The organism is Lysobacter sp. TAB13 (genome assembly GCF_052113885.1).
GTDB classification, from domain to species: domain Bacteria; phylum Pseudomonadota; class Gammaproteobacteria; order Xanthomonadales; family Xanthomonadaceae; genus Lysobacter; species Lysobacter gummosus.
Genome location: NZ_JBFRDR010000005.1, coordinates 80,115 through 101,439 on the forward strand (window position 1 = coordinate 80,115; position 21,325 = coordinate 101,439).

The 21,325-nt window shown below is 63.2% G+C and carries 15 protein-coding genes and 1 tRNA gene; 10 read left to right on the plus strand and 6 right to left on the minus strand.

Annotated elements, in window-relative coordinates; all coding sequences use genetic code 11:
• Genes pheA through aroA form a run of 3 tightly spaced genes read left to right on the plus strand, consistent with a single transcriptional unit; the run spans position 1 to position 3,700 of the window.
• Positions 1 to 1,212: a prephenate dehydratase gene (gene pheA / locus AB4Y92_RS07935; protein ID WP_441819126.1), complete on the plus strand. Its 1,212-nt coding sequence runs from the start codon at positions 1 to 3 to the stop codon at positions 1,210 to 1,212.
• Positions 1,209 to 2,369 (plus strand): histidinol-phosphate transaminase, encoded by a 1,161-nt coding sequence (gene hisC, locus AB4Y92_RS07940; protein WP_441819127.1) that lies wholly within the window; start codon positions 1,209 to 1,211, stop codon positions 2,367 to 2,369. Before pheA ends, hisC begins: the two co-directional genes overlap by 4 nt.
• On the plus strand, positions 2,366 to 3,700 hold the full coding sequence (gene aroA / locus AB4Y92_RS07945; protein WP_441819128.1) for a 3-phosphoshikimate 1-carboxyvinyltransferase: 1,335 nt from the start codon (positions 2,366 to 2,368) through the stop codon (positions 3,698 to 3,700). The genes hisC and aroA overlap by 4 nt, the downstream gene beginning before the upstream one ends.
• Before the next feature lie 261 nt (positions 3,701 to 3,961).
• Here the strand turns inward: aroA and AB4Y92_RS07950 are convergent, their stop codons facing one another.
• Positions 3,962 to 4,573 (minus strand): energy transducer TonB, encoded by a 612-nt coding sequence (locus AB4Y92_RS07950; protein ID WP_441819129.1) that lies wholly within the window; start codon positions 4,571 to 4,573, stop codon positions 3,962 to 3,964.
• Between the two features lie 190 nt (positions 4,574 to 4,763).
• Positions 4,764 to 5,429: an energy transducer TonB gene (locus AB4Y92_RS07955; RefSeq protein WP_441819130.1), complete on the minus strand. Its 666-nt coding sequence runs from the start codon at positions 5,427 to 5,429 to the stop codon at positions 4,764 to 4,766.
• 172 nt (positions 5,430 to 5,601) lie between these two features.
• Between AB4Y92_RS07955 and serS the strand changes: the two genes are divergently transcribed.
• Positions 5,602 to 6,894 carry a serine--tRNA ligase gene (gene serS, locus AB4Y92_RS07960; protein WP_441819131.1) on the plus strand — a complete coding sequence of 431 codons (1,293 nt, stop codon included), beginning with the start codon at positions 5,602 to 5,604 and terminating at the stop codon, positions 6,892 to 6,894.
• A 71-nt stretch (positions 6,895 to 6,965) separates the two neighbouring features.
• Here the strand turns inward: serS and AB4Y92_RS07965 are convergent, their stop codons facing one another.
• Entirely contained in the window at positions 6,966 to 7,505 is a 540-nt protein-coding gene (locus AB4Y92_RS07965) for a hypothetical protein (protein WP_441819132.1), read from the minus strand.
• Positions 7,506 to 7,751: 246 nt separating this feature from the next.
• Entirely contained in the window at positions 7,752 to 8,330 is a 579-nt protein-coding gene (locus tag AB4Y92_RS07970; RefSeq protein WP_386816762.1) for an FMN-dependent NADH-azoreductase, read from the minus strand.
• Positions 8,331 to 8,450: 120 nt separating this feature from the next.
• Here AB4Y92_RS07970 and AB4Y92_RS07975 point away from each other — a divergent pair, with 120 nt between their 5' ends.
• A complete protein-coding gene (locus AB4Y92_RS07975; protein WP_441819133.1) occupies positions 8,451 to 9,461 on the plus strand; it encodes a LysR family transcriptional regulator in 1,011 nt (336 codons plus the stop codon).
• Between the two features lie 80 nt (positions 9,462 to 9,541).
• A tRNA-Ser gene (locus tag AB4Y92_RS07980) sits at positions 9,542 to 9,631 on the plus strand.
• 56 nt (positions 9,632 to 9,687) lie between these two features.
• Here AB4Y92_RS07980 and AB4Y92_RS07985 read toward each other — a convergent pair.
• Both AB4Y92_RS07985 and AB4Y92_RS07990 read right to left on the minus strand, forming a co-directional pair.
• Positions 9,688 to 10,650 carry a FecR family protein gene (locus AB4Y92_RS07985; RefSeq protein ID WP_441819134.1) on the minus strand — a complete coding sequence of 321 codons (963 nt, stop codon included), beginning with the start codon at positions 10,648 to 10,650 and terminating at the stop codon, positions 9,688 to 9,690.
• Entirely contained in the window at positions 10,647 to 11,198 is a 552-nt protein-coding gene (locus AB4Y92_RS07990) for an RNA polymerase sigma factor (protein WP_441819317.1), read from the minus strand. The genes AB4Y92_RS07985 and AB4Y92_RS07990 overlap by 4 nt, the downstream gene beginning before the upstream one ends.
• Positions 11,199 to 11,385: 187 nt before the next feature.
• Between AB4Y92_RS07990 and AB4Y92_RS07995 the strand changes: the two genes are divergently transcribed.
• The 4 genes from AB4Y92_RS07995 (at position 11,386) to AB4Y92_RS08010 (ending at position 21,266) form a co-directional block, all read left to right on the plus strand.
• Positions 11,386 to 14,706 carry a TonB-dependent receptor domain-containing protein gene (locus AB4Y92_RS07995; protein WP_441819135.1) on the plus strand — a complete coding sequence of 1,107 codons (3,321 nt, stop codon included), beginning with the start codon at positions 11,386 to 11,388 and terminating at the stop codon, positions 14,704 to 14,706.
• An 817-nt stretch (positions 14,707 to 15,523) separates the two neighbouring features.
• The gene (locus AB4Y92_RS08000) at positions 15,524 to 17,725 is read left to right on the plus strand and encodes a DUF6531 domain-containing protein (RefSeq protein ID WP_441819136.1); all 2,202 of its coding nucleotides are present in this window, start codon (positions 15,524 to 15,526) and stop codon (positions 17,723 to 17,725) included.
• A gap of 17 nt (positions 17,726 to 17,742) precedes the next feature.
• Positions 17,743 to 20,781 (plus strand): RHS repeat-associated core domain-containing protein, encoded by a 3,039-nt coding sequence (locus AB4Y92_RS08005; RefSeq protein ID WP_441819137.1) that lies wholly within the window; start codon positions 17,743 to 17,745, stop codon positions 20,779 to 20,781.
• 29 nt (positions 20,782 to 20,810) lie between these two features.
• Entirely contained in the window at positions 20,811 to 21,266 is a 456-nt protein-coding gene (locus AB4Y92_RS08010; protein WP_441819138.1) for a hypothetical protein, read from the plus strand.
• Positions 21,267 to 21,325 lie beyond the last annotated feature (59 nt).

Here is a 21,325-nt window from a genome sequence, read left to right on the forward strand (position 1 = left end):
ATGGCCAGCAAAGACAGCAAGAAGCCGGCCAAGCCCGGCAAGCCGAAATCCGCCGCCGCCAAGGGCGTCGCGGAAAAGAAACCCGCGGGCAAAGCCAAGCCGGCTGCGGTCGAAGAGGCCGCGCCCGCCGCGGCCATTCCCGATCTGGCCACGCTACGCGAGCGCATCGACGGCATCGACCTGCACATCCAGCAATTGATCGGCGAGCGCGCGCAGTTCGCCAATCAAGTCGGCAAGGCCAAGGGCAAGCTCGCCGCGGCGGTGGATTACTACCGCCCCGAACGCGAAGCCCAGGTGCTGCGCCGGGTGGTCGACCGCAACGACGGCCCGCTCAACGACGAAGTGCTGGTGCGGCTGTTTCGCGAAATCATGTCGGCCTGCCTGGCCCAGCAGGAGCCGCTGAAGATCGGCTTCCTCGGCCCGGAAGGCACGCATTCGCAGCAGGCGGTGTACAAGCACTTCGGCCATTCGATCCACGGACTGCCGCTGGCTAGCATCGAGGAAGTGTTCCAGGAAGTCGAAGCCGGCAGCGCCGATTTCGGCGTGGTGCCGGTGGAGAACTCCACCCAGGGCACCATCCAGTCCACGCTCGACATGTTCCTGACGTCCAAGCTCAAGATCAGCGGCGAAGTCGAATTGCGCGTGCACCAGCATCTGCTTTCGCGCAGCGGCCGCATCGAGGATATCGAGCGCGTCTACTCGCATCCGCAGTCCTTCGCCCAGTGCAAGGCCTGGCTGCGTCAGTACCTGCCCAAGGCGGAGAAGATCGCGGTGTCGAGCAACGCCGAGGCCGCGCGCCGCGCGCGCAACGCCGACGACGCGGCGGCGATCGCCGGCGCCAGCGCCGGCAACGTCTACGGCTTGCGCAACGTCGCCGGTCCCATCGAAGACCGCCCCGACAACACCACGCGCTTCCTCGTCATCGGCCGCGAGCTGTTCACGCCGTCCGGCAACGACCGCACCTCGCTGTTGATCTTCATCAAGGACGAGCCGGGCGCGCTGTACAACGTGCTCTCGCCGTTCGCCAAGCGCGGGCTGAGCATGAACCGCATCGAGTCGCGTCCGGGCCATACCGGTCGCTGGCAGTACGCGTTCTTCGTCGATATCGGCGGCCATGTGCAGGAGCCGGCGATGCGCGAAGCGCTGGAGGAACTGGACGAACTCGCGCACGAAGTGAAGGTGCTCGGTTCCTACCCGGTGGCGATCGCATGAGTCAGGCGGCATCGCAATCCGCGCAGGCGCCGGCCTTCGACGAGGCCTGGTTCGCCGCGCACGCGCAGCCGGGCGTGCAACGCCTGAAGGCCTACGACCCGGGCCACGACCTGGTCGCGCTGCGGCGCAAGTTCGGCGAAGCCAACCTCGCCGAACTGGGCTCCAACGAAAATCCGTACGGCCCGTCGCCGGCCGCGCGCCAGGCGATTCTGGACAGCCTGCACGCGCTGCATCGCTATCCCGATCCTCTCGGCGCCGATCTCAAGCGCGCACTCGCCGCCCGGCACGGCGTGGACGTCAAGCAGATCCAGCTCGGCAACGGTTCGCACGAATTGCTGATGCAACTCGGGCAAGTGTTCGCAGGTCCGGGCGATGAGGTCGTGTTCTCGCGTTACGGCTTCGCCGTGTTCGCGCTGTCGACTCAAGCCGCCGGCGCGCAGATGCGCATCGTCGAGGCTTTGCCGCGCGATGCGGCGATGCCCAACGGCCACGATCTGGACGCGATCGCCGCGGCGGTCGGTCCGGCCACGCGTCTGGTCTACATCGCCAATCCGAACAACCCGACCGGCACCTGGTTCGGCCGCGACGCGCTGATCGCCTTCCTCGACCGCGTGCCGAGCGAGGTCATCGTGGTGATGGACGAGGCTTACGCCGAAATGGCCGACGCGCCCGATTACGCCAGCGCTTTGTCCTTGCTCGATCGTTATCCCAACCTCGCCATCACCCGCACCTTCAGCAAGGCCTACGGTCTGGCCGGCCTGCGCGTGGGCTATCTGCTGGCGCAGCCGGGGCTGATCGCGGTGATGGACCGCCTGCGCGAAAGCTTCAACGTCAACGGCCCGGCGCTGGCCGCGTGCGAAGCGGCGCTGGGCGATGTCGATCATCTGCAGTGGGCCTGCGCGCGCAACGCCGAGCAGCGTTCGGCCCTGAGTGAGGCGCTGGGCAAGCGCGGCCTGCGCGTGTTTCCGTCGCAAACCAATTTCGTGCTGGTCGAATTCGGCGCGCGCACGCCGCAGATCGAAGCGGCCCTGGTCGAACGCGGGGTGATCCTGCGGCCGATGGGCGGCTACGGCCTGGCCGATTGCATCCGCATCAGCGTCGGCTCGCCCGACGAAAATCGTCGCCTGCTCGCCGCGCTCGACGAGGTGCTGGCATGAGCGCGGCCAGCGCCGATCACGGCGCCGCGCAGGCCTGGATCGCCAGCGCGGGCATGCCGTTGCGCGGCTCTCTGCGCGTGCCCGGCGACAAGTCGGTGTCGCATCGCGCGGTCATGCTCGGCGCATTGGCGCAAGGCGTCACCCGCGTCACCGGATTTCTGGAAGGCGAGGACACCCGCGCCACCGCGCGCGTGTTCGAGCGCCTGGGCGTGCGCATCGAAACGCCGAGCGCGAGCGAACGCATCGTCCACGGCGTGGGCCTGCACGGCCTGCGCGGCATCGACGCGCCGCTGGACTGCGGCAACGCCGGCACCGGCATGCGCCTGCTCGCCGGCGCGCTGGCCGGACAAGCCTTCGACAGCGTGCTGATCGGCGATGCCTCGTTGTCGAAGCGGCCGATGCGCCGCGTGACCGAGCCGCTGGCGGCGATGGGCGCGCGCATCGACACCGACGAAGGCGGCCTGCCGCCGCTGCGCATCCACGGCGGCCGCGCGCTGACCGGGATCGAATACACCTTGCCGGTCGCCAGCGCGCAGGTGAAGTCGGCGCTGCTGCTGGCCGGCCTGTACGCGCGCGGCGAGACCGTCGTGCACGAACCGCATCCGACCCGCGACTACACCGAGCGCATGCTGGCCGCGTTCGGCTGGCCGATCGACTTCTCGCCCGGCTACGCCAGACTGAGCGGCGGCCACACGCTGCGCGCGACCGATGTCGCGGTGCCGGCGGATTTCTCCTCGGCGGCGTTCTTCCTGGTCGCGGCGAGCGTGGTGCCCGGCTCGGAACTGCTGCTCGAAGCGGTCGGCATGAACCCGCGCCGCACCGGCCTGCTGGCGGCGCTACGGCTGATGGGCGCGAACATCGTCGAAGAAAACCCGCGCGCAGAGGGCGGCGAACCGGTCGCGGACCTGCGCGTGCGCCATGCGCCGCTGCACGGCATCGAAGTGCCCGAAGCGCTGGTGCCGGACATGATCGACGAATTCCCGGCCTTGTTCGTCGCCGCCTCGCTCGCGCAAGGCCGCAGCGTGATCCGCGGCGCGGCCGAGTTGCGGGTGAAGGAATCCGACCGCATCGCGACCATGGCCACCGGCCTGCGCGCGCTGGGCGCGCGCATCGAAGAAACGCCCGACGGCGCGATCATCGACGGCGGCGCGTTGCACGGCGGCGAAGTGGACAGCCATGGCGACCATCGCATCGCCATGAGTTTCTCCATCGCCGCGCAACGGGCGTCGGGCGAGGTGCGGATCGGCGATGTGGCCAATGTGGCGACTTCGTTTCCGGGGTTCGAGGCGTTGGCGGCGCAGGCGGGGATGCGGGTCAGGGCGGCTGAGTAAGGCGGCTGCTAGGGAGGCCAGCGGGTCTCCCCCCCACCGTCATTCCCGCGAACGCGGGAATCCAGCGACTTCAAGCGCTCTCGCACGAAAGGCCCTGGATTCCCGCGTTCGCGGGAATGACGGCCTCGTAGAGACGCAGGTAAAACACCACGAAAAAATACGGCAGCCCGAAGGCTGCCGTTTTTTTGTGGGAGGGGCTTCAGCCCCGACGCTCTTCTCTCAGATCGCAATGCCGCATATCCCGGCCCACTGCTCGACCCTTCACTGCGCCGGACGAAACTCCACCGGCTGCTCCACCACCGAAGCAACCTCGCGCCCATTGCGAGTCGCCGGCTTGAAGCGCCAATCGCGCATGGCCAGCATCGCCGCGCGATCGAGATCGCGCGAACCGCTGCGGCGGGCGACCGCGATGTCGTCCGGAACGCCGTCGGCGCCGACATTGACCCGCAGCACCACGGTGCCGCCTTCGCCGCGACGCAGCGCGGTCACCGGGTAACGCGGTTCCGGGCTGCGGCTGGCGATCGGTCGCGCATCGGTGGCGCGCGGTTTCGCCGCGAGCGCCTTGCGCTGCGCGGCCGCCTTGGCCTTGGCCACGGCGGCCTGCTTGGATGCGGTAGCGGTGGCGGCGTCGACGGCGCCATCGGCCGGAGTGCGTTCCACCGGCGGCAGAGTCACCACCGGATGGATCGGCGCCGGCGGCGCGACGGCCGGGCGCTTGCCGTAGAAATACCAGCCCATGAAGGTGGCCGCGAGCAGCAACATCAGCAGCCACAGGCCGTTGCGGCTGGGCGCGGCTTCGACCGCGACGGCTTCCGGAGCCGGCACTTCGTGCTCAGGCCGGTTGGGATCGATGGTTTGTGACGGGGTGCTCATGCCGACCTCCTTGCGAACGATCCCCGGGGGATGGGATCGCGGAGGCCGAGCTTCTAAGCGGCGGCGTTACTCGCGGGTGAACGAGGTGTGGATTTGGTTCAGGGGCGATTCAAGCGCGGATTGGGGCGTGAGCGGCATTTAGAAGCTGGAAGTCGGGGGTTCTCGGCTTCGGTAATAGCGCGTTGAACGCTTACTGGGTTGGATTAAACGTAATCGGCACCATCACCACATCGGCCGCCGGCCGCCCCCCGCGCATGGCAGGACGGAAACGCCAGCTGCGCACCGCATTGACCGCGGCGCGGTCGAGCATCCGCGAGCCGCTGGTTTCGGCGACATCGACCGCTCCGGTATCGCCTTGCTCGGTCACCTCGACCCGCACCCGCACCGTGCCGCCTTCGCCGCGGCGCAGCGACGCGGCCGGGTACTGCGGCGCGCGGTTGCCCGGCAGCGGCGCGGCCGGCACATGCGCGCCGCCGGCGGCCGGCGCCGGCGAGGGCTGCGCGCTCGGCGCGGACTGCGGCGGCGCGGGAGGATTCGGGTTCTCGACCAAGCGCGGCTGCTCGTCCGGAGCCTCTTGCGGCGTCGCGTCCGGCGCCGGTTGCGACGCGGCCGGGGCGCTGCCGTCGGCCGCGGCGGGCGCCGGCAGCGGCGCATAGAAGGGTTGTTCGCTGGTCGGCGGCGCTTCCTCGCCGGCACGGTAGAAGCCGTCGCTGCGGTTGCGGTTGCTCGACCAGACCCAGGCGAACAGCGCCAGCCCGATCGCGAACGCCCCCAGCACCCACCACCAGGCCTTGCCCGAGGGCAGCCAGGAAGCGAAGTTGAAGGAACGGCGCGGCGCGGGGGAGGGCGTGGACATAGGGCAGGAGGACTCGCGGTTCGGAGGGATCACGGCGATTTCGAGGCGCCGTGCATTCTGCAACGAAATGCCGCGCGCTGTCGGCCGCAACCGCCGCGGACCACGCGCGGTTCGCGAAAAAGCCGCTTTGACGCGATAATCTGCGGTTCTCCCCGCCACATCCGGCTAAGTCATGCTCGATCCGAACCTGTTGCGCCAACAGCCCGGCGAACTCGCCGCCCGCCTGCACGCCACCCGCGGTTACGCCCTGGATCCGGCGACGCTGGTGTCGCTGGAAAGCGAGCGCAAGATGGTGCAGGTGCGCACCCAGGAGCTGCAGGCTTCGCGCAACAAGCTCTCCGGCGAGATCGGCAAGCGCAAGAGCAAGGGCGAAGACATCGCCGACCTGATGGCGCAGGTGTCGAGCATGGGCGACGAGCAGAAGCTCGGCGAGACGCGCCTGGATGCGATCAAGGCCGAGATCGAAGCCATCGCCCTGGGCATTCCCAACCTGCCGCACGATTCGGTGCCGCTGGGCGCGGACGAAACCGCCAACGTCGAACAACACCGCTGGGGCACGCCGCGCGAATTCGATTTCCAGGTCAAGGACCATGTCGAACTCGGCGCCCGCCACGGCTGGCTCGACGCCGAAACCGCGGCCAAGCTGTCGGGCGCGCGCTTCACCGTGCTGCGCGGCCAGCTGGCGCGCCTGCATCGCGCGCTGGCCCAGTTCATGCTGGACCTGCACGTCGAACAGCACGAGTACGAAGAAACCAACGTCCCGCTGCTGGTCAATCCCGATTCCATGCGCGGCACCGGCCAGTTGCCCAAGTTCGAGGACGATCTGTTCGCGACCCTGGTCGGCGAGGGCGAATCGGCCAGCAAGCGCTATCTGATCCCGACCTCGGAAGTGCCGCTGACCAATATCGTGCGCGACGAGATCGTCGAAGACGCCGTGTTGCCGCTGCGCATGACCGCGCATTCGATGTGTTTCCGCGCCGAGGCCGGCAGCGCCGGCCGCGATACCCGCGGCATGATCCGCCAGCATCAGTTCGAGAAGGTCGAGCTGGTGACCATCGCGCGTCCGGAAGACAGCTACGCCGAGCACGAGCGCATGACCCGCTGCGCCGAAGTGGTGCTGGAATCCCTCGGCCTGCCGTACCGGCGCATGCTGCTGTGCACCGGCGACATGGGCTTCGCCGCGACCAAGACCTACGACCTGGAAGTGTGGCTGCCCAGCCAGAACAGCTATCGCGAGATTTCCTCGTGCTCCAACTGCGAGGCCTTCCAGGCCCGCCGCATGCAGGCGCGCTGGCGCAACCCGGCCACCGGCAAGCCCGAGCCGGTGCATACGCTCAACGGCTCCGGCGTGGCGATCGGCCGGGCGATGATCGCGGTGATGGAGAACTACCAGAACGCCGACGGTTCGATCACCGTGCCCGAGGCGCTGCGGCGTTATATGGGCGGGGTCGAGACGCTGGCGTAAGCGACGAGTACTCGCGACATGCCGGGGTTTCGGCCCCGGCATGTCGCTCATTACTGCGTCCCGCGCGCGGGTCAGACCATGCGCTCGATCGCGTCGAGCGCGGCCCGGGCGGGGTAGTCCCGCAAATACTTGTAGACCCAACGGTAGTAGCAGTCCCAGTAGCTCAGAGTGCGCTGGCGGGTGAGTTCCATGAACTGCGGATTCGCGCGCGCGAACGCCGCGTAGCGGGACTGATCGACGCGCGCCAACGCTTCTTTGATCACTTGCGCGATCTCGACGACGTACTCGCCCAATAGCTGCACCACGAACGGCACCACCCAATCGCGATCCAGATCGACGATCCGCCGTAGATAGGCCTCGCGAACGTGGCCGTCCCAATGCCGGGTGCCCAGGCACATCGCGAGGATTCGCGCATCGCCGGTCTCGCGATCCACGACCCTTTGCAGCAGATCGATGGGGCAATACAGGCGGCCGGGCAAGGAAAGGAGTTCGCCGTTCACGGAAAGCGTGGCGCAGCAGGTAACGCGCATCGGGCCGCAGTGGACCAGTTCGCCGAACAGGCGCGATGCGATGGGTTGCAAGGCAACCGGAAAAAGAAAGGTGGAGGTCATGGGCGCGCTTTGGAGTCGAATGTCGCCGCTCACCGGCGATCGCGCCCGCGGGCCGAAAGCCGCGCAGGGGCCTACATTACTCGAATCGCGTGCCTTGGGCAGCCTTCTTCAAGTGCAGCAGCGATCGCCATGAAAATAAAAAAGCCGGGCCTGCTAAGACCCGGCGAATGCCGGCGTGGGGGAGGGAACGCCGGACTTGGGAGCTACACGGTGTACGGGTGTTGCGGGACAGACACGGATGAAGCCTCATGCCGCCTTGCGTTGCGGCAGCGGGATGGAAGCGTGCGCCGCAGCGAGCGCGTCGGCACGATGCTGAGGCGAGTAAGACACACCCTCGGCACGCACGAACTCGACATCGGTCACGCCGATGAAACCAAGGACGTGACGCAGGTAGGTCTCCTGAAAATCGCTGGGCTGGCCGGTGTGCAAACCGCCGCGGCCGCTGACGATGATCGCTTTCTTGCCCTTGGCCAGACCCTCGGGGCCGTCGGCGGTGTAGCGGAAGGTCTTGCCAGCCACCGCGACCCGGTCGATCCAGGCCTTGAGCGTGGAAGGAATGCCGAAGTTGTACATCGGCGCGCCCAATACAATCACGTCGGCGTCCAGGAATTGTTGCAGGATGCGCTCTGATTCCTCGGTTTCGGCCGGATCGACCTTTGCCAGGGAACGACCGGTAAGATGCGGAACCGGGTCGGCGTCCAGATCGCGGTAGTCGATGCGCAGCCCCGCCACCTCGTCCTGCCAGCGCGCCGCTACGGCTGCGGACAGCTCACGGGTCACGGAATTTGCGCCCAAGGCGCTGGAATCGATGTGCAGCAGCTTCATGGTGGGCCTCGGTAGGCTGGAAGGCGGGCGGTGCCGCGTTGGAGCAAAGTCTGGATCGTTGCGGTAATAGGATAAAGCTGGTTCAATACCACCAACTGTTCTACTTTTGGAACTATCGTCATGCACGATCTCAATGACCTCTACTACTTCGCGATGGTCGTGGACCACGCCGGTTTCGCCGCCGCCGAGCGCGCGCTGGGCATTCCCAAGTCGCGCCTGAGCCGCCGCATCAGCCAGTTGGAAACCGATCTGGGCGTGCGCCTGCTGCAGCGTTCCACCCGCCGCTTCGCCGTGACCGAAGTCGGCAACAGCGTGTATCGCCACGCCCAATCGATGCTGGCCGAGGCGCAGGCCGCGCGCGAAGTGGTCGATCGGCTCAGCGCCGAGCCGCGCGGCGTGATCCGGGTCAGCGTCCCGGTCGGTCTGGCGCAGCAGCAGATTCCCAAGCTGCTGCCCGAATTCCTGGCCAAATACCCGCAGGTTCGCGTGCAGTTGCACGTCAGCAACCGGCGCGTGGACATCATCAACGAAGGCATCGACGTCGCCCTGCGCGTGCGCTCCAAGCTCGACGACGACGGCAGCCTGGTCATGCGCAGCTTCGGCCAGATCCAGGAATTGCTGGTCGCCAGCCCCAAATACCTGACCCGCATGGGCCGCCCGACCAATCCGGACGAACTGGCCGATCACGTCACCCTGAGCATCAGCGAAGACGACGCCCGCCAGCGCTGGGAATTGCACGGTCCCGACGGCGAAGTGCGCAAGGTCGAACTCAAGCCGCGCGTGATGGGCTTCGACTTCCCGATGCTGATGGCGCTGGCCGAGCAGGGCGTGGGCATCACCCTGCTGCCGGAAACCGTCTGCGCCGAAGCCGTGCGCCGGGGCGAGCTGGAAGTGGTGCTGCCGAACTGGCGTCTGCCGCAGGGCATCTTCCACGCTGTGTTCGCCTCGCGCCGCGGCCTGCTGCCGGCGGTGCGGGTGTTCATCGACTTCCTGGCCGAAAAGGCGCCGTCCCTGGTCGAATCCGCGCGTCTGCAGTGCAGCGACATCAAGGGCCAGCCGTGCCCGGACAGCGTCGCCCACCGCGAAGGCAAGAAGCACGACAAGCCGGTGAAGATTTCCGCCCCGGCGTGAGAGAATGTCCCGCGCCCGGTGCAAGGCCGGGCGCAGGGCGCCGCCGCGATGGCGCGCCCGCAAGCGGCAAAGCGTTCTACGGAGAGATGGCCGAGTGGTTTAAGGCAGCGGTCTTGAAAACCGCCGAAGGGTCAAACCTTCCGTGGGTTCGAATCCCACTCTCTCCGCCAATTGCTTTACGAGTTACTGATTCGCTGTTTCGCCGACTTGTCGCGAGCCCATGGGTTCACTGGGTTTCGCCGTGTTCGGAAATATCGACGTGCGTACCCCGGTCTTGAGTTTTCAGCCCATACGCCCGTCCGAGCAGGCGGATAAAGGCGTCAGGATTGGTCGCATCGAAGCTGCCGCTGATCCGGATTTCGCCGGTACCGGAGCCGTTGGCGGACAGGCGTTTTCGGTTATAGCGGTTGAACTCGGCGGCTGCTTCCGCCAGCGTGGCGTTCTCGAATGTCAGCCGGCCACTACGCCAAGCCAGTGCATTGAGCACCTGGGTGGAAGACGAGACCACGGTCGGAGGGCCATCGATGGGTGCGACGACTACCTCGTCCCTGGTGGCGACCGCGGTCACCTGTCCGCCAGGAGTCGGCGCTTCTACTCGAACGCGCCCCTCGGTCACGGCGACCCTGAGTCGATCTGGCTCGCGATGCACGGAAAATCGAGTCCCTAGCACTACGACGCGTTGCTCACCGGCATGTACTGCGAACGGGCGCGTCTTATCGTGGAATATCTCAAAGTACGCTTCGCCGCGATCCAGCCAGACCTCGCGTGTCCGCGCGCCGATCTTCACCCGCAACTCAGTAGCCGTATTGAGCTCCAGCCGCGAGCCGTCGCTCAGCGTCACGACCTGGTGTCCACCCACCTCGGTGGCATATCGCTGAGTACTTTCGACGGTATAAAGCAACGTCAATAATCCGGTGACAAGCACGGCTAAAATCGCGGCCATTCCCGGCCAACTGCGCAGTCTGCGAAGCACCGTGCCCGATGCGTCCCTTGGACGCGGCGAACGCAGCGCCGAGAGTCGATCGATCCGTTGCCATCCATACTCCATGCGCAGCCAGGCGACACGATGCGCAACGGACGCGTCCAGCCATGCGTCCAGCGTCTCCTGGTCCTGCTCGCTCCAATCCGGATCGTCGCGGCGAACACGCCATGCCGCCGCCCGTTCTTCGATAGCGCGCGTGTCGTTCATAGCGCCACCTCATCGGAGTCGTCTATGGTCGAGTCGCGGCGGATCTTGCCCGAACCGCCGAGCATGAAATCCGTGAGCGCTCTCAGTCCATATGCCATCTGTTTTTCCACGGTGCTGACCTTGACGCCGAGGCGTTCGGCCGTCTCTCGTTGCGACAAACCTTCCACGCGCCGGAGCACCACGACTTCACGGCACCGCGGCGGCAAGCGTTCAAGTCCAGCGCGCAGCCGCTGCAATTCTTCGCGTGCGGTCGCCTCGCGTTCCGGCGTGAAGCTGTGCGCGGAAACGTTCAAGGCATCGATATCGGCGATCGATTCAATAGAGACGACTTGCGCGCGCCGTACTTGATTGATCAGCAAATTGCGTAGCGATCGAAAAACGAAAGCCTTGGTGTGCGTCGGAAGGCCATCGCGCGCCGCTTCGTACAGATGCATGTACAAATCTTGCCGCATATCGATTTGCTCGCTTTCGTTGAAGCCGCTGCGCCGCAGCAGCTTCATCAAAGCCGGCTCCAGCGGCAGCACCTCGCGCATAAACCATTCGTCCACCTTGCGCAAACCCGATCTCCTTCGCCTGCTCTTCTTCCTTTAGACAGCCAAAGCACCAGAATCCGGAACGGCTCAGGCTGGAGCAAAGAAATCTCTCGGCTGCGTGAGATTTATTGGCCTTTGATTGACGCACGTTCTCGGTTATGCCGAAGATAATTCCATACTCGCGGAATGCTCGCGAACCAAGATGGATGCCGTGGTGCGGAGTATGGGGAATCTGAGGTTTTGTGCCGTCGTGCTGGGGGTTTGTTCTATCGCGGGTGGAGTGCATGCCCAAGCTGCGGAAGCCCCCTTGCCCAGCGCTTTCCACGTGCCGGCGGGTGAATTGACGGAAGGGCTGGAGGCTTACATCCGGCAGTCCGGGGTGCAACTCATATACCGGGTGAGCGATGTCCGAGGCCGGCGGACCTTGGGCGTGGCCGGGGTGCGCACTCCCGAGCAAGCGCTGACGATACTTCTGTCTGGAACCAATCTGAAGCCGGAGACGGATACGTCGGGCGCCATCGCTCTGGTACCGATGAGGTTTGCCGAGAATGGCCTCGACGCCACCAAAACCGATGCAGGCAAGCGCGAACAGCGGATTCGGACGACAGAACTGGAAGGCATACTGGTGACCGCCCAGAAGCGTATCGAACGAGCTCGGGACGTACCCATGGCAATTTCAGTGCTCAGCGGCGACGACCTGGGTGCGCTCAAGATAGAGGGCGGAGGGGAATTGCTGCGTGGGGTACCGAACGCAACATTCTCCAAGACTAACTTCACCACGCATAACTTCCAGATCCGCGGTGTCGGCACGCAAGCATTGCCTGCGACCACGGACTCCGGGGTTGCAATCAACTTCAATGGCATGCCGCTGGCACACAACCGCTTCTACGAGCAAGAGTATTTTGATGTAGATCGAATTGAGGTGCTGCGAGGGCCGCAAGGGACACTGCATAGCCGTAATGCGACTGCCGGCGTGGTCGATATGATCCCGAACCTGCCAAGCGAGATTTTCGAGGCCAATTTCCGCGGCGAAACTGGCAGTTACGATTTGCAACGAGTGAGCGGCATGATTAATCAGCCGATCGCTGACCAACTGTGGTTGCGGCTCGCAGGCGTACACACCAAGCGAAAGGGCACCGACTACAACACGGTCACGCGACAGTATGTCAACGACCGCGACCTATGGGGAGCGCGCTTGTCTCTGGCCTGGAAGCCGACCGACAGGTTTCGCTCGGATTTGATCTGGGAACGGTTCGATGAGAATGATCGCAGGGCCCGGACTGGCAAACAGCTCTGCCACGCCGATCCGGTGCCGACACGGATCGGTAGTTGGAATGACGAATACAGCCGGTTTTCCACATCCACTGTCGCCCGCTTCAGTCAGAATTGCCGCCCCGGCTCTTTGTATGGAACAGATGCGTTCGGCGTACCCAACGGTATTAGCTTGCCGCAGATAAATGCCACCGACTTGAGTCGGCATTTGTTGGGCATCAAGCGCTTGAATGACGACTTCTACAATACGAACGTGATTGGCGTCGTTAACGGTCTTGTTAATCCATACGAGGGAGTTGAGCAGTCGCAAGACCTCAGAACGATCGCTACTCAATACGATCCGCGCTTCAAGGCTGTTAACGATATGGCGCAACTCAACGTCTACGCCGAACTTGGCGAAGGGCGATCCTTGCACGCCCAGGCCGGTTGGTCTCGCGACAGTTATTGGTCTACGCAGGATTACAGCCGATTTCCGTCGAATCAGATATTCAACTCCTCCGATGGTCTATTCATGGCCATGCCATGGATGTTCTTCGGTAAAGCCGTTCCGGCTTACTCGCTGATACCAGGTGGAGTATTCACCGATCCACAGCTTGGCCCTTCCGAAGGGATGCTGTCAGCTGATCTGTCGCGATCCCGTAGCCGACAATGGTGGCAAGAAATCAGACTCCAGTCGTCGTCGGCTGACGGCTTCAACTACAGCGTCGGCGCGAATTACCTCGACGTCAGGACGGACGAGGATTACTTCGTTTTTAATAATTTGTATACCCTGTATTCGCTGTTCGGCTACAACGCTCTCGAGTTGCCACCTGAAGGATTTCGCTGCAATCCGGGTGGTTCCGGAAATCCAGGCGGAGACTACAGCAATGTCGATAATTCCACTTGCATCTATGTGGATTCCAGCCCTATTGAGCATCTTCGCGGAGACGGACACAACTATTTCAGAAGCCGCAATGTGGCATGGACCCGGTCGGCGTCAGCCTTTGGCGAAGGATATTGGCGTATCTCCGAAACACTTAAGCTCAGTGCGGGCCTGCGCTATACGCACGACGTCAAAGTCAGCACCCCGACGCCGAGCCAATTGTTACTTGCCCCCCTGTTGCAGGCCGGCGGCAACGTTCAACAAGGTTACCCCGAGAAACCGGAAGTCAGACAACGCTGGGGGGAGCTCACCGGCCGGCTTGTGTTCGATTGGAAGCCGGATATCGCTTTCACGGACAGTACTCTGGCTTACGCATCCGTTACGCGCGGTTACAAAGCAGGCGGAACCAACCCTGCGGGACCCGATTTCAATCCAGCCTTCCTGCAGCTTCCGGAGCGCGCCACGGAGTACAAACCGGAATACATCGTATCGTTCGAGATAGGAACGAAAAACACGTTGCTCGACGGAGCGCTTCAATTGAATGCGACAGCGTTTCACTATGAATACCGGGACTATCAGGTTTCTAAGTACGTTGACCGCTCTGCCTTCACTGAGAACTTCGATGCTCGCGTTCTGGGCGCTGAAATCGAAGCCATCTGGCAGCCGACCTCGCGACTGCGCATCGACGGCCTCTTAGGTTTCCTTCGGACGCGTTTAGCTGATGGCGAAAGATCGATTGACGTCATGAACCGTACCCAAGGAAACCCGGACTGGATCGTCGTACAGCCATTGGTTCAAATGCCCTCGAACTGCATTGTGCCGACAGCAGTAGTGGAAAAGCTCATGTCGTGGTGGGAAACCCATCTGTTTGAGATGGGCGGGCAGTTGTTTAACAGCATGTGCGCAAAAAGCCATCTTTCTGATTACTACACTCCACCTATCCCGCCGGGGAGCGGCGTGTCCTACGACGCGTTGACCTACCCCGATACTGGCCAAAATCATGGGCAGGGTTTCTTCGCCGACCTCAGCGGAAACGAGCTGCCGGGGGCGCCGCGCTTTACGTTCAGTTTAGGGGCGCAGTATTCCCTGCCGATCGCCAGAGGATGGGACTTGACCGTGCGCGGCGATTATTACCATCAGGGCGCTAGCTGGGCGAGGGTTTACAACGCGGTCAATGATCGGCTTCGAAGCTGGGACAATGCGAATCTCTCCCTGACTTTTTCGAGCCTGCGATCAGGTTTCAGGATGCAGTTTTACGTCAAAAACCTTTTCGACAAGGCGCCCATTACTGGAACGTTTATCAACGGAGATGATTCCGGTCTGACCACCAACGTTTTCACCCTGGACCCACGCATCTTCGGCTTGGTTCTGAGCAAAGATTTTCCCTGATATCCCAAAAGCTTGTGCGTCGAGCGCGGTTTAGGGCGGTCTGTTCAGGCGAGTGGTCGGCCGGTGTCACTTAAGGCGGCGTCTAGTGCTGACAGACAAGGCGCGTGTTTCATAGGACCGCTCTGAATCTCGCGACGGGCGATCGATCGCCGGACTGTACCCCGGTCCCGCGGGAATGCATCAGACGCTGTCCTCACCGGATGAGATGGCATTCCGGTTTTCCCCTGTTCGTACGTCTTATGTCTAAGTGGGCGAGCCTTGGCAGCGTTCAGTTCACCTCTTTAAGGGATCTCTCCAAACAGCCTGGCACGCTGAGCTTTTTGAGACTGGCATCGATCCGGGTGCTTGGAGCCTGTAAGGCGTGTCCTGAGGCGCGCCATCGGGCGGCTCATAGGGATGGACGGTGCAGGAGAAATTAGTGCCAGGAGTGGCAGCGGACGCGAGACCCGCCATCGAACATGGCAACGCGACGGTTTGCGTCGTGGCGTTTTCGGCTATCCGGGGAGAGATGTTCCGGATTTTCGTCGCTGGTACGTCTCATCTTCTGTGCCAATAGACCTTCGGACCACCATGGTGCCGGGGCAACGGTGCCATCGTAATACGTGGGCACTCCTGCCAAGGCGCCGCGGGCATCGCCGACGGGCGTGGCGTGGGTTCGATTCGCCGTTCTTGCCGGGGATTTGACACGCGCGGGTTCACGCGGGAGTTATGGGCACGAGGGGCGCGCGTGTACTCGTAGAGTCGCCGCGTATAGACAAGGACAGATCACATCGACGGTTCCAAAGAACCATGTCGATAACCAGAGGGAGCACTGCAAATGGCGTCACACGTCGAAATCGCCCGCAAAGGGCGAGGGGGACGCTTTGTCTCGAGCGTCGGATACAGCGCAAAAAAACTGGCTGGCGCGCTTGGCGTCGCCAGTGTCTTCGTCGGTGCGGTAGGCGCCAAAGCCATCACTCCGACCATTCCGAGTCCTCCAGGCGGAGGGTGGACGTCCTATTCGCCGCCGTCCAACTGGGGCTCGGTCCCGGTACAGGGCTTCTGTTCTGAAGTGGGGATGATATCGGGCTACATCGGCGGAGTATTCGCCGGCTGCTTCGACTCGGGGGCCATAGGCGGAGGATGGGGCGGTCGCGGCCCGATCACCGAACCCGTCGGCGGCGGCAACGACGGCGGCGGCGGGCCTTCGTCAGGCGGCACCAATGTCGCCGGAAGGAATGCCGACCAGAAACTTCCGTGCAAGAACAATCCGATCATCATTTCCACGGGCAACAAGATAGAGCCCGAAGGCGACTTCTCGAGCTCGGGCGAGATGCCATTGGCGCTGGCCCGAACCTACAACCACTATTGGTCGGGTGTCGGGCTGTTCGGCAAGAACTGGGTCAGCAATTTCGACTACAAGCTGACCTTCGGCACCACCGATATGAACAACTGCTACCCGCGACCGGGCGGCGGAAACTGCGCGATCGGCGCCAATACTGCGATCTTTGCCTGGCGGCCCGATGGCCGGGTGCTCAAGTTCATCAAGCGAAGCGACGGCGCTTTCTATGAGGACAAGCCCGAGGCCGTTGCCAGGATTGCGGTGCAAGCCGACGGCTCGTTTCTCCTGACGACCGAGGAAAACAAGACGGAGACGTACAACTCCGCGGGTTACATCACGAAGATCCAGGACTTCAAGAACATCAGCTGGACGTTCGCTTATGCGAACGCGACCTATCCCAGCCGCGTAACCCATACCTCGGGGCGCTTCGTGGAGTTCATCTGGACCAATGGCCAGCTGACCGCGGTTCGTGATCCCGCGGGAAATTCATATGGTTTCGCCTACACCGCCAACCAATTCGGCACGGGGATTCATCGGCTGGCGAGCAGTACCAAGCCAGCCAGCCCATCGACCGTCATTACCTATCACTACGAAGTGGCCGGTGATCCGACCGCGCTGACGGGCAAGTCCTATAACGGAATCCGCTACTCGAAGTTCTCTTATGACACCGGCGGCTATGCCACTAGCAGCGAGCACATAGGCGCCGGAAAGGCCGTCTTTGCCTACACGCCCGGTACCGATGGGGCGCTTACCGTCGTGGAAACCAATTTGCTCGGCAAGAAGACCACGTACACCTACAAAGACGGGAACTTGCTTACGACCAAGGGCGACCCCAGCCCGAATTGTCCCGGCCTGATGTATGCCGAGATCGCCTACGACGCCAATGGCAATCCCCAACTGAGTTCCGACTTCAACGGAAACGACACGGCGTACACCTATAACGCCAAGGGGCAGTTGCTCAAGCAGGTCGAGGCATATGGAACGCCCATCGCGCGCACGACTGAATATGCATGGGACAACATGAATCGGATGATCAGCGCCAAATTGCTCGGCGTCTCGGAGACGACGTACGCCTATGCCGGCAGCACCGAGCGGGTATCGCTGGTGCAGGTCAAGAATCTGTCCGCCAACGGCGTGGCCAATCAATCGCGTTCCACGTCCTACAACTACAGCTATCACGGCAGCTGTACCGGAACCATGTGCACATACGGAATGCTGTCGAAGATGACTGTCGACGGACCGATACAGGGGGTGGGATCGGCGGACTACTCGACCCAGGAATACGACACCTTCGGCAATCTGATTTCAGTCACCAACGGGCTCGGGCAGAAGATCCAGTACAGCAACTACAACAGTCTGGGTCTGCCGGGGCGCGCGACCGGCGCCAACGGCGAAATGACCGACTACGCCTACGACGCTCGAGGACGTCTGGTCGAAACCAAGAACTACCGCGACAGCGCCACTGCAGTCACCCGCTATGAGTACGACGGTTTCGGCCGATTGGCCGCGGTGACCGGAGCGGACGGCCGCAAACACACCTATCAGTACGACATCGCCGGACGGCTGATGAGCGAGGCCGAAAGCGAATCCGACGGAAGCTTCAATCAAGTCGCGTACACCTACAACGCCATGTCGCAGCAGACCTCAGTCACCAGCCAGCGGGCCTTCAGCCAGCCGATCCAGGGGACGCAACCATGAAGGCCACGGAGCGGCTTATGAGCACCGAACAAGGAACGGTCGAGATGGGGGAGAGCGACATGCATAGTGCAAGCAGCGGCGTCCGTGCCCGAGAAACGAGGTTCGGCCAGGGCGCGTGCGCGAAGCGCCATCTGGCATTTCTGGTGCTGGGCGCAGTCTTGTCGGCGGCGTTCGCCTTGCCGGTCTATGCGTCCTGCCCGGTGGCGGAGGAGTGTGAGCCACCGCAACCCGCGCGTGCGGCGAGCTTTGTCGGCCAGACGGTTCCAACCACGATGGAGGCAGGGCAGTCTTACTCGGTGACCGTGCGGATGCAAAACACCGGGACCGCCGTCTGGACCGCGGCCGACGGCTACAAACTGGGCTCGCAGAATCCGGGCGACAACACGACGTGGGGTTCGAACCGGGTGGCCTTGCCCGCTGCGGTGGACGAGGGCCAGAACGCGGTCTTCACTTTCAATGTCCGCGCGCCCAGCACGGCGGGCACCTACAACTTTCAATGGCGCATGGTCGATGAAGGGCAGGCGTGGTTCGGCGCCACGAGTCCTAACGTCGCGGTGCAAGTGACGCCGCAGCCGCAGATCAAGGGAAATATCGACGGCGTTCCCGGTGGAACTGTCATCACCGGTTGGGCTTGCGCGACTACGCGCAACGCGCCGGTCGACGTGCATTTGTATGTCGGCGGCCCGGGCGGGATCGGTATAAAGGTGGCGGGCTATACGGCCAACAAGCCCAGCGAACCGGCCATCGCCACAGCGTGCAGTGCAAGCGGTACAACTTACCGCTTCTCCATCCCGATCACCGAGCAGATGAAGCAGCTTTACGGCGGACGTGGAATCTATATCCACGGCATCTCCCCTGTGGGCGCAAGCAACCTGCTGATCGCCGCGTCCGGAACCTACCGCATTCCGGTCATTCCGCCGGAAGTGGTCGCCCGCGCCACCATCGAGTACGACGAACTGGGCCGCGTCATCGCGCGCAAAGGCAACCACGGCCAGAACGTACGCTACGCCTACGACGCCAACAGCAACCTCAAGTCGATCACCGATTCGTTGGGACGGGTCACGGCCATGACCTACGATGCGCTGGATCGGGTCGTTGAAGCAAAGGACCCGGCGGGCGGCATCACCAAGTATCAGTACGACGCGGGCAACAACGTAGTGAAAGTCACCGACCCGCGAGGGAAGGCGACCACTTACACATACGACGGCTTCGCTCAACTGTGGAAGCGGATGAGTCCGGATACGGGCACGACATCGCTTAGCTACAACGAGTACGGTCAGCGGACCCAGGTCGCCCGATCCGACGGCCGCACGACGAGCTACGACTACGACGGCATGGGACGAACCAGCAAGATCACCGCCGGCGCCCTGTCGCAGACCATCACCTACGACACCTGCGTCAACGGCAAGGGACGGCTGTGCGCAGTCTCGACGGCGAACGCCAGCACGCTCTACACGTACACCATGCAGGGCGACATCGCTTCGCGGCGCGACGTCACGGTGGGCAACGGCGTCCAGAGCGACTATAAGACCGCCTATACCTACGACGGCCTGGGACGCATGACCGCGATCGCCTATCCCAACGGCGTGGCCGCAGGCTACGGCTACGCGGACGGGAAGTTGAGCGCCATGACCGTCAGCATCGGCGGCACGGTCAGCAATGTGATCCAAAATGCGAAGTACCGGGCGTTCGGCGCGATCGAGAGCTGGAAGTACGGCAACGGCATCGACCGGCACTACAACTACGACGAAGACGGCCGGGTCATGGGGATCAGCGCCGGCACCGCCAGCACCGTCCTGCAGAGCCTGACCTATGCGCGCGACGCCAGCGACGCCATCACCAAGATCACCAACGGCATCGACGCCGGGGTTACCCAGGCGTATCTCTACGACGATCTGTTCCGCCTCAAGCAGGTATCCACGGGCGACAACGATATCTGGGCGTATGCCTACGACAGTAACGGAAACCGGACCCAGGCTACTCTTAGCGGACGCTCCAGTCGCACCGACAGCTACAGCGTCGACGCCGGCAGCAACCGCCTCGTTGGTATCAGTGGTGGCCAATCGCTGAGCTTCGGCTACAGCGCCACTGGTGACATAACCTCGGGAGGCGGAAATACTTACACCTACGACGAGTTCGGCCGCCTGGTTTCGGTCGCCCGCTCGGGAACCAGCAACGCCTATGGCTTGAACCCGAACGGCGAGCGGGTATGGAAGGCTGCACCGAGCCACGGCTACTACCGATACACCTACGGCGCGCAGAACCAACTGCTGTCCGAACACAAGGACAACGGCGATGTCTGGACCGACTATCTCTACTTCGGAGGCGAGTTGGTCGCCTTGGTGCGCGCCAATCAGGTCTACTACTTGCACAACGACCACCTCGGACGCCCAGAAGTTGCCACCAACAGCGCGCAAGCGACGGTGTGGCGCGCCGAGAACCATGCGTTCGGCCGAAGCGTCGTGCAGGATTCCATCGGCGGCTTGAATCTCGGATTCCCGGGACAGTACTACGATCAGGAGAGCGGTCTTTGGTATAACGGATTCCGCTATTACGACTCGAATACCGGGCGCTACATCCAATCCGATCCGATCGGGCTGATGGGGGGGCTGAATACCTATGCTTATGTCGGAAGCAGTCCGATCAGCAGCATCGATCCGCTCGGGCTGCGTCCGCTGACCGAATGCGAGAAAGGACTGTTGAGCCCATTCATCCCTAAAGTCGATCTCGACAAGGCGGACCTGCATGACGGTCAGGTCCCGTCGTATCTGATGGAGGGATTCGACGCAATCACGCGCGGAAACGACATCTACATGCGGCCTGGGGTGTACAGCACTACGACGGCCGCAGGCTTGGCTTTGCTCGCCCATGAGCTTGTCCACGTTGGACAATACCGTGATGGGATGACCTGGCTCAGCTATCTTTGGTCTACCCGCCGCGGGTACGAAAACAGCAAATACGAAAAGCCTGCGGATGCAGTCCAACGGCAGGTGCAGGAAGATCTGACTAAAAACGGCTACGAAAATCCCAGTGGCGATTGCGGATGCGAGCAATGAAACGGGCTGCGCGGCGAGCATCGATATTCATGTTGCTGGCGCTCGCTGCGTGCGGCAGTGTTGCGGAAGCGGCGCTCAAGGACGAGTGCCGCCCCTTTTACAGGACATATTTCAGGCTTTCGCTCAACGAACGGATATCTGAGTTCGGCAAGCGCGATGCGCAGGCTCAGTACCTCCTGTTCGTCTGCGGAACGCGCACTGTCCATCCGCCTGCGATCTACCTGGCCGAACCCTTCGCCCGCGGTGGCGCGGCCGTCGTTCCGGTATTGAAGAGCAAGCTTTCTCAGGCCGGAGACGACCTGACCATCCAGAACATCGTGCTCGTTCTGTCGGAGATGAAGCGATTGTCCAGCTACGACGTCGCCAGCGACCGCGAGCTTGTAGTGCTGGCGAAGAACAAGGTCAGGCAGATCCGTGATCCGCAACGACGGGGCGTGGCTCAGCGACAGATCGATCTGATCGTGTCGCCGGTGGGCGGCGAATGACACGATCGCCTGACCGAGTTTCGCAGGTAGCGGCACAGACCTATCGAAATGAGACGGAG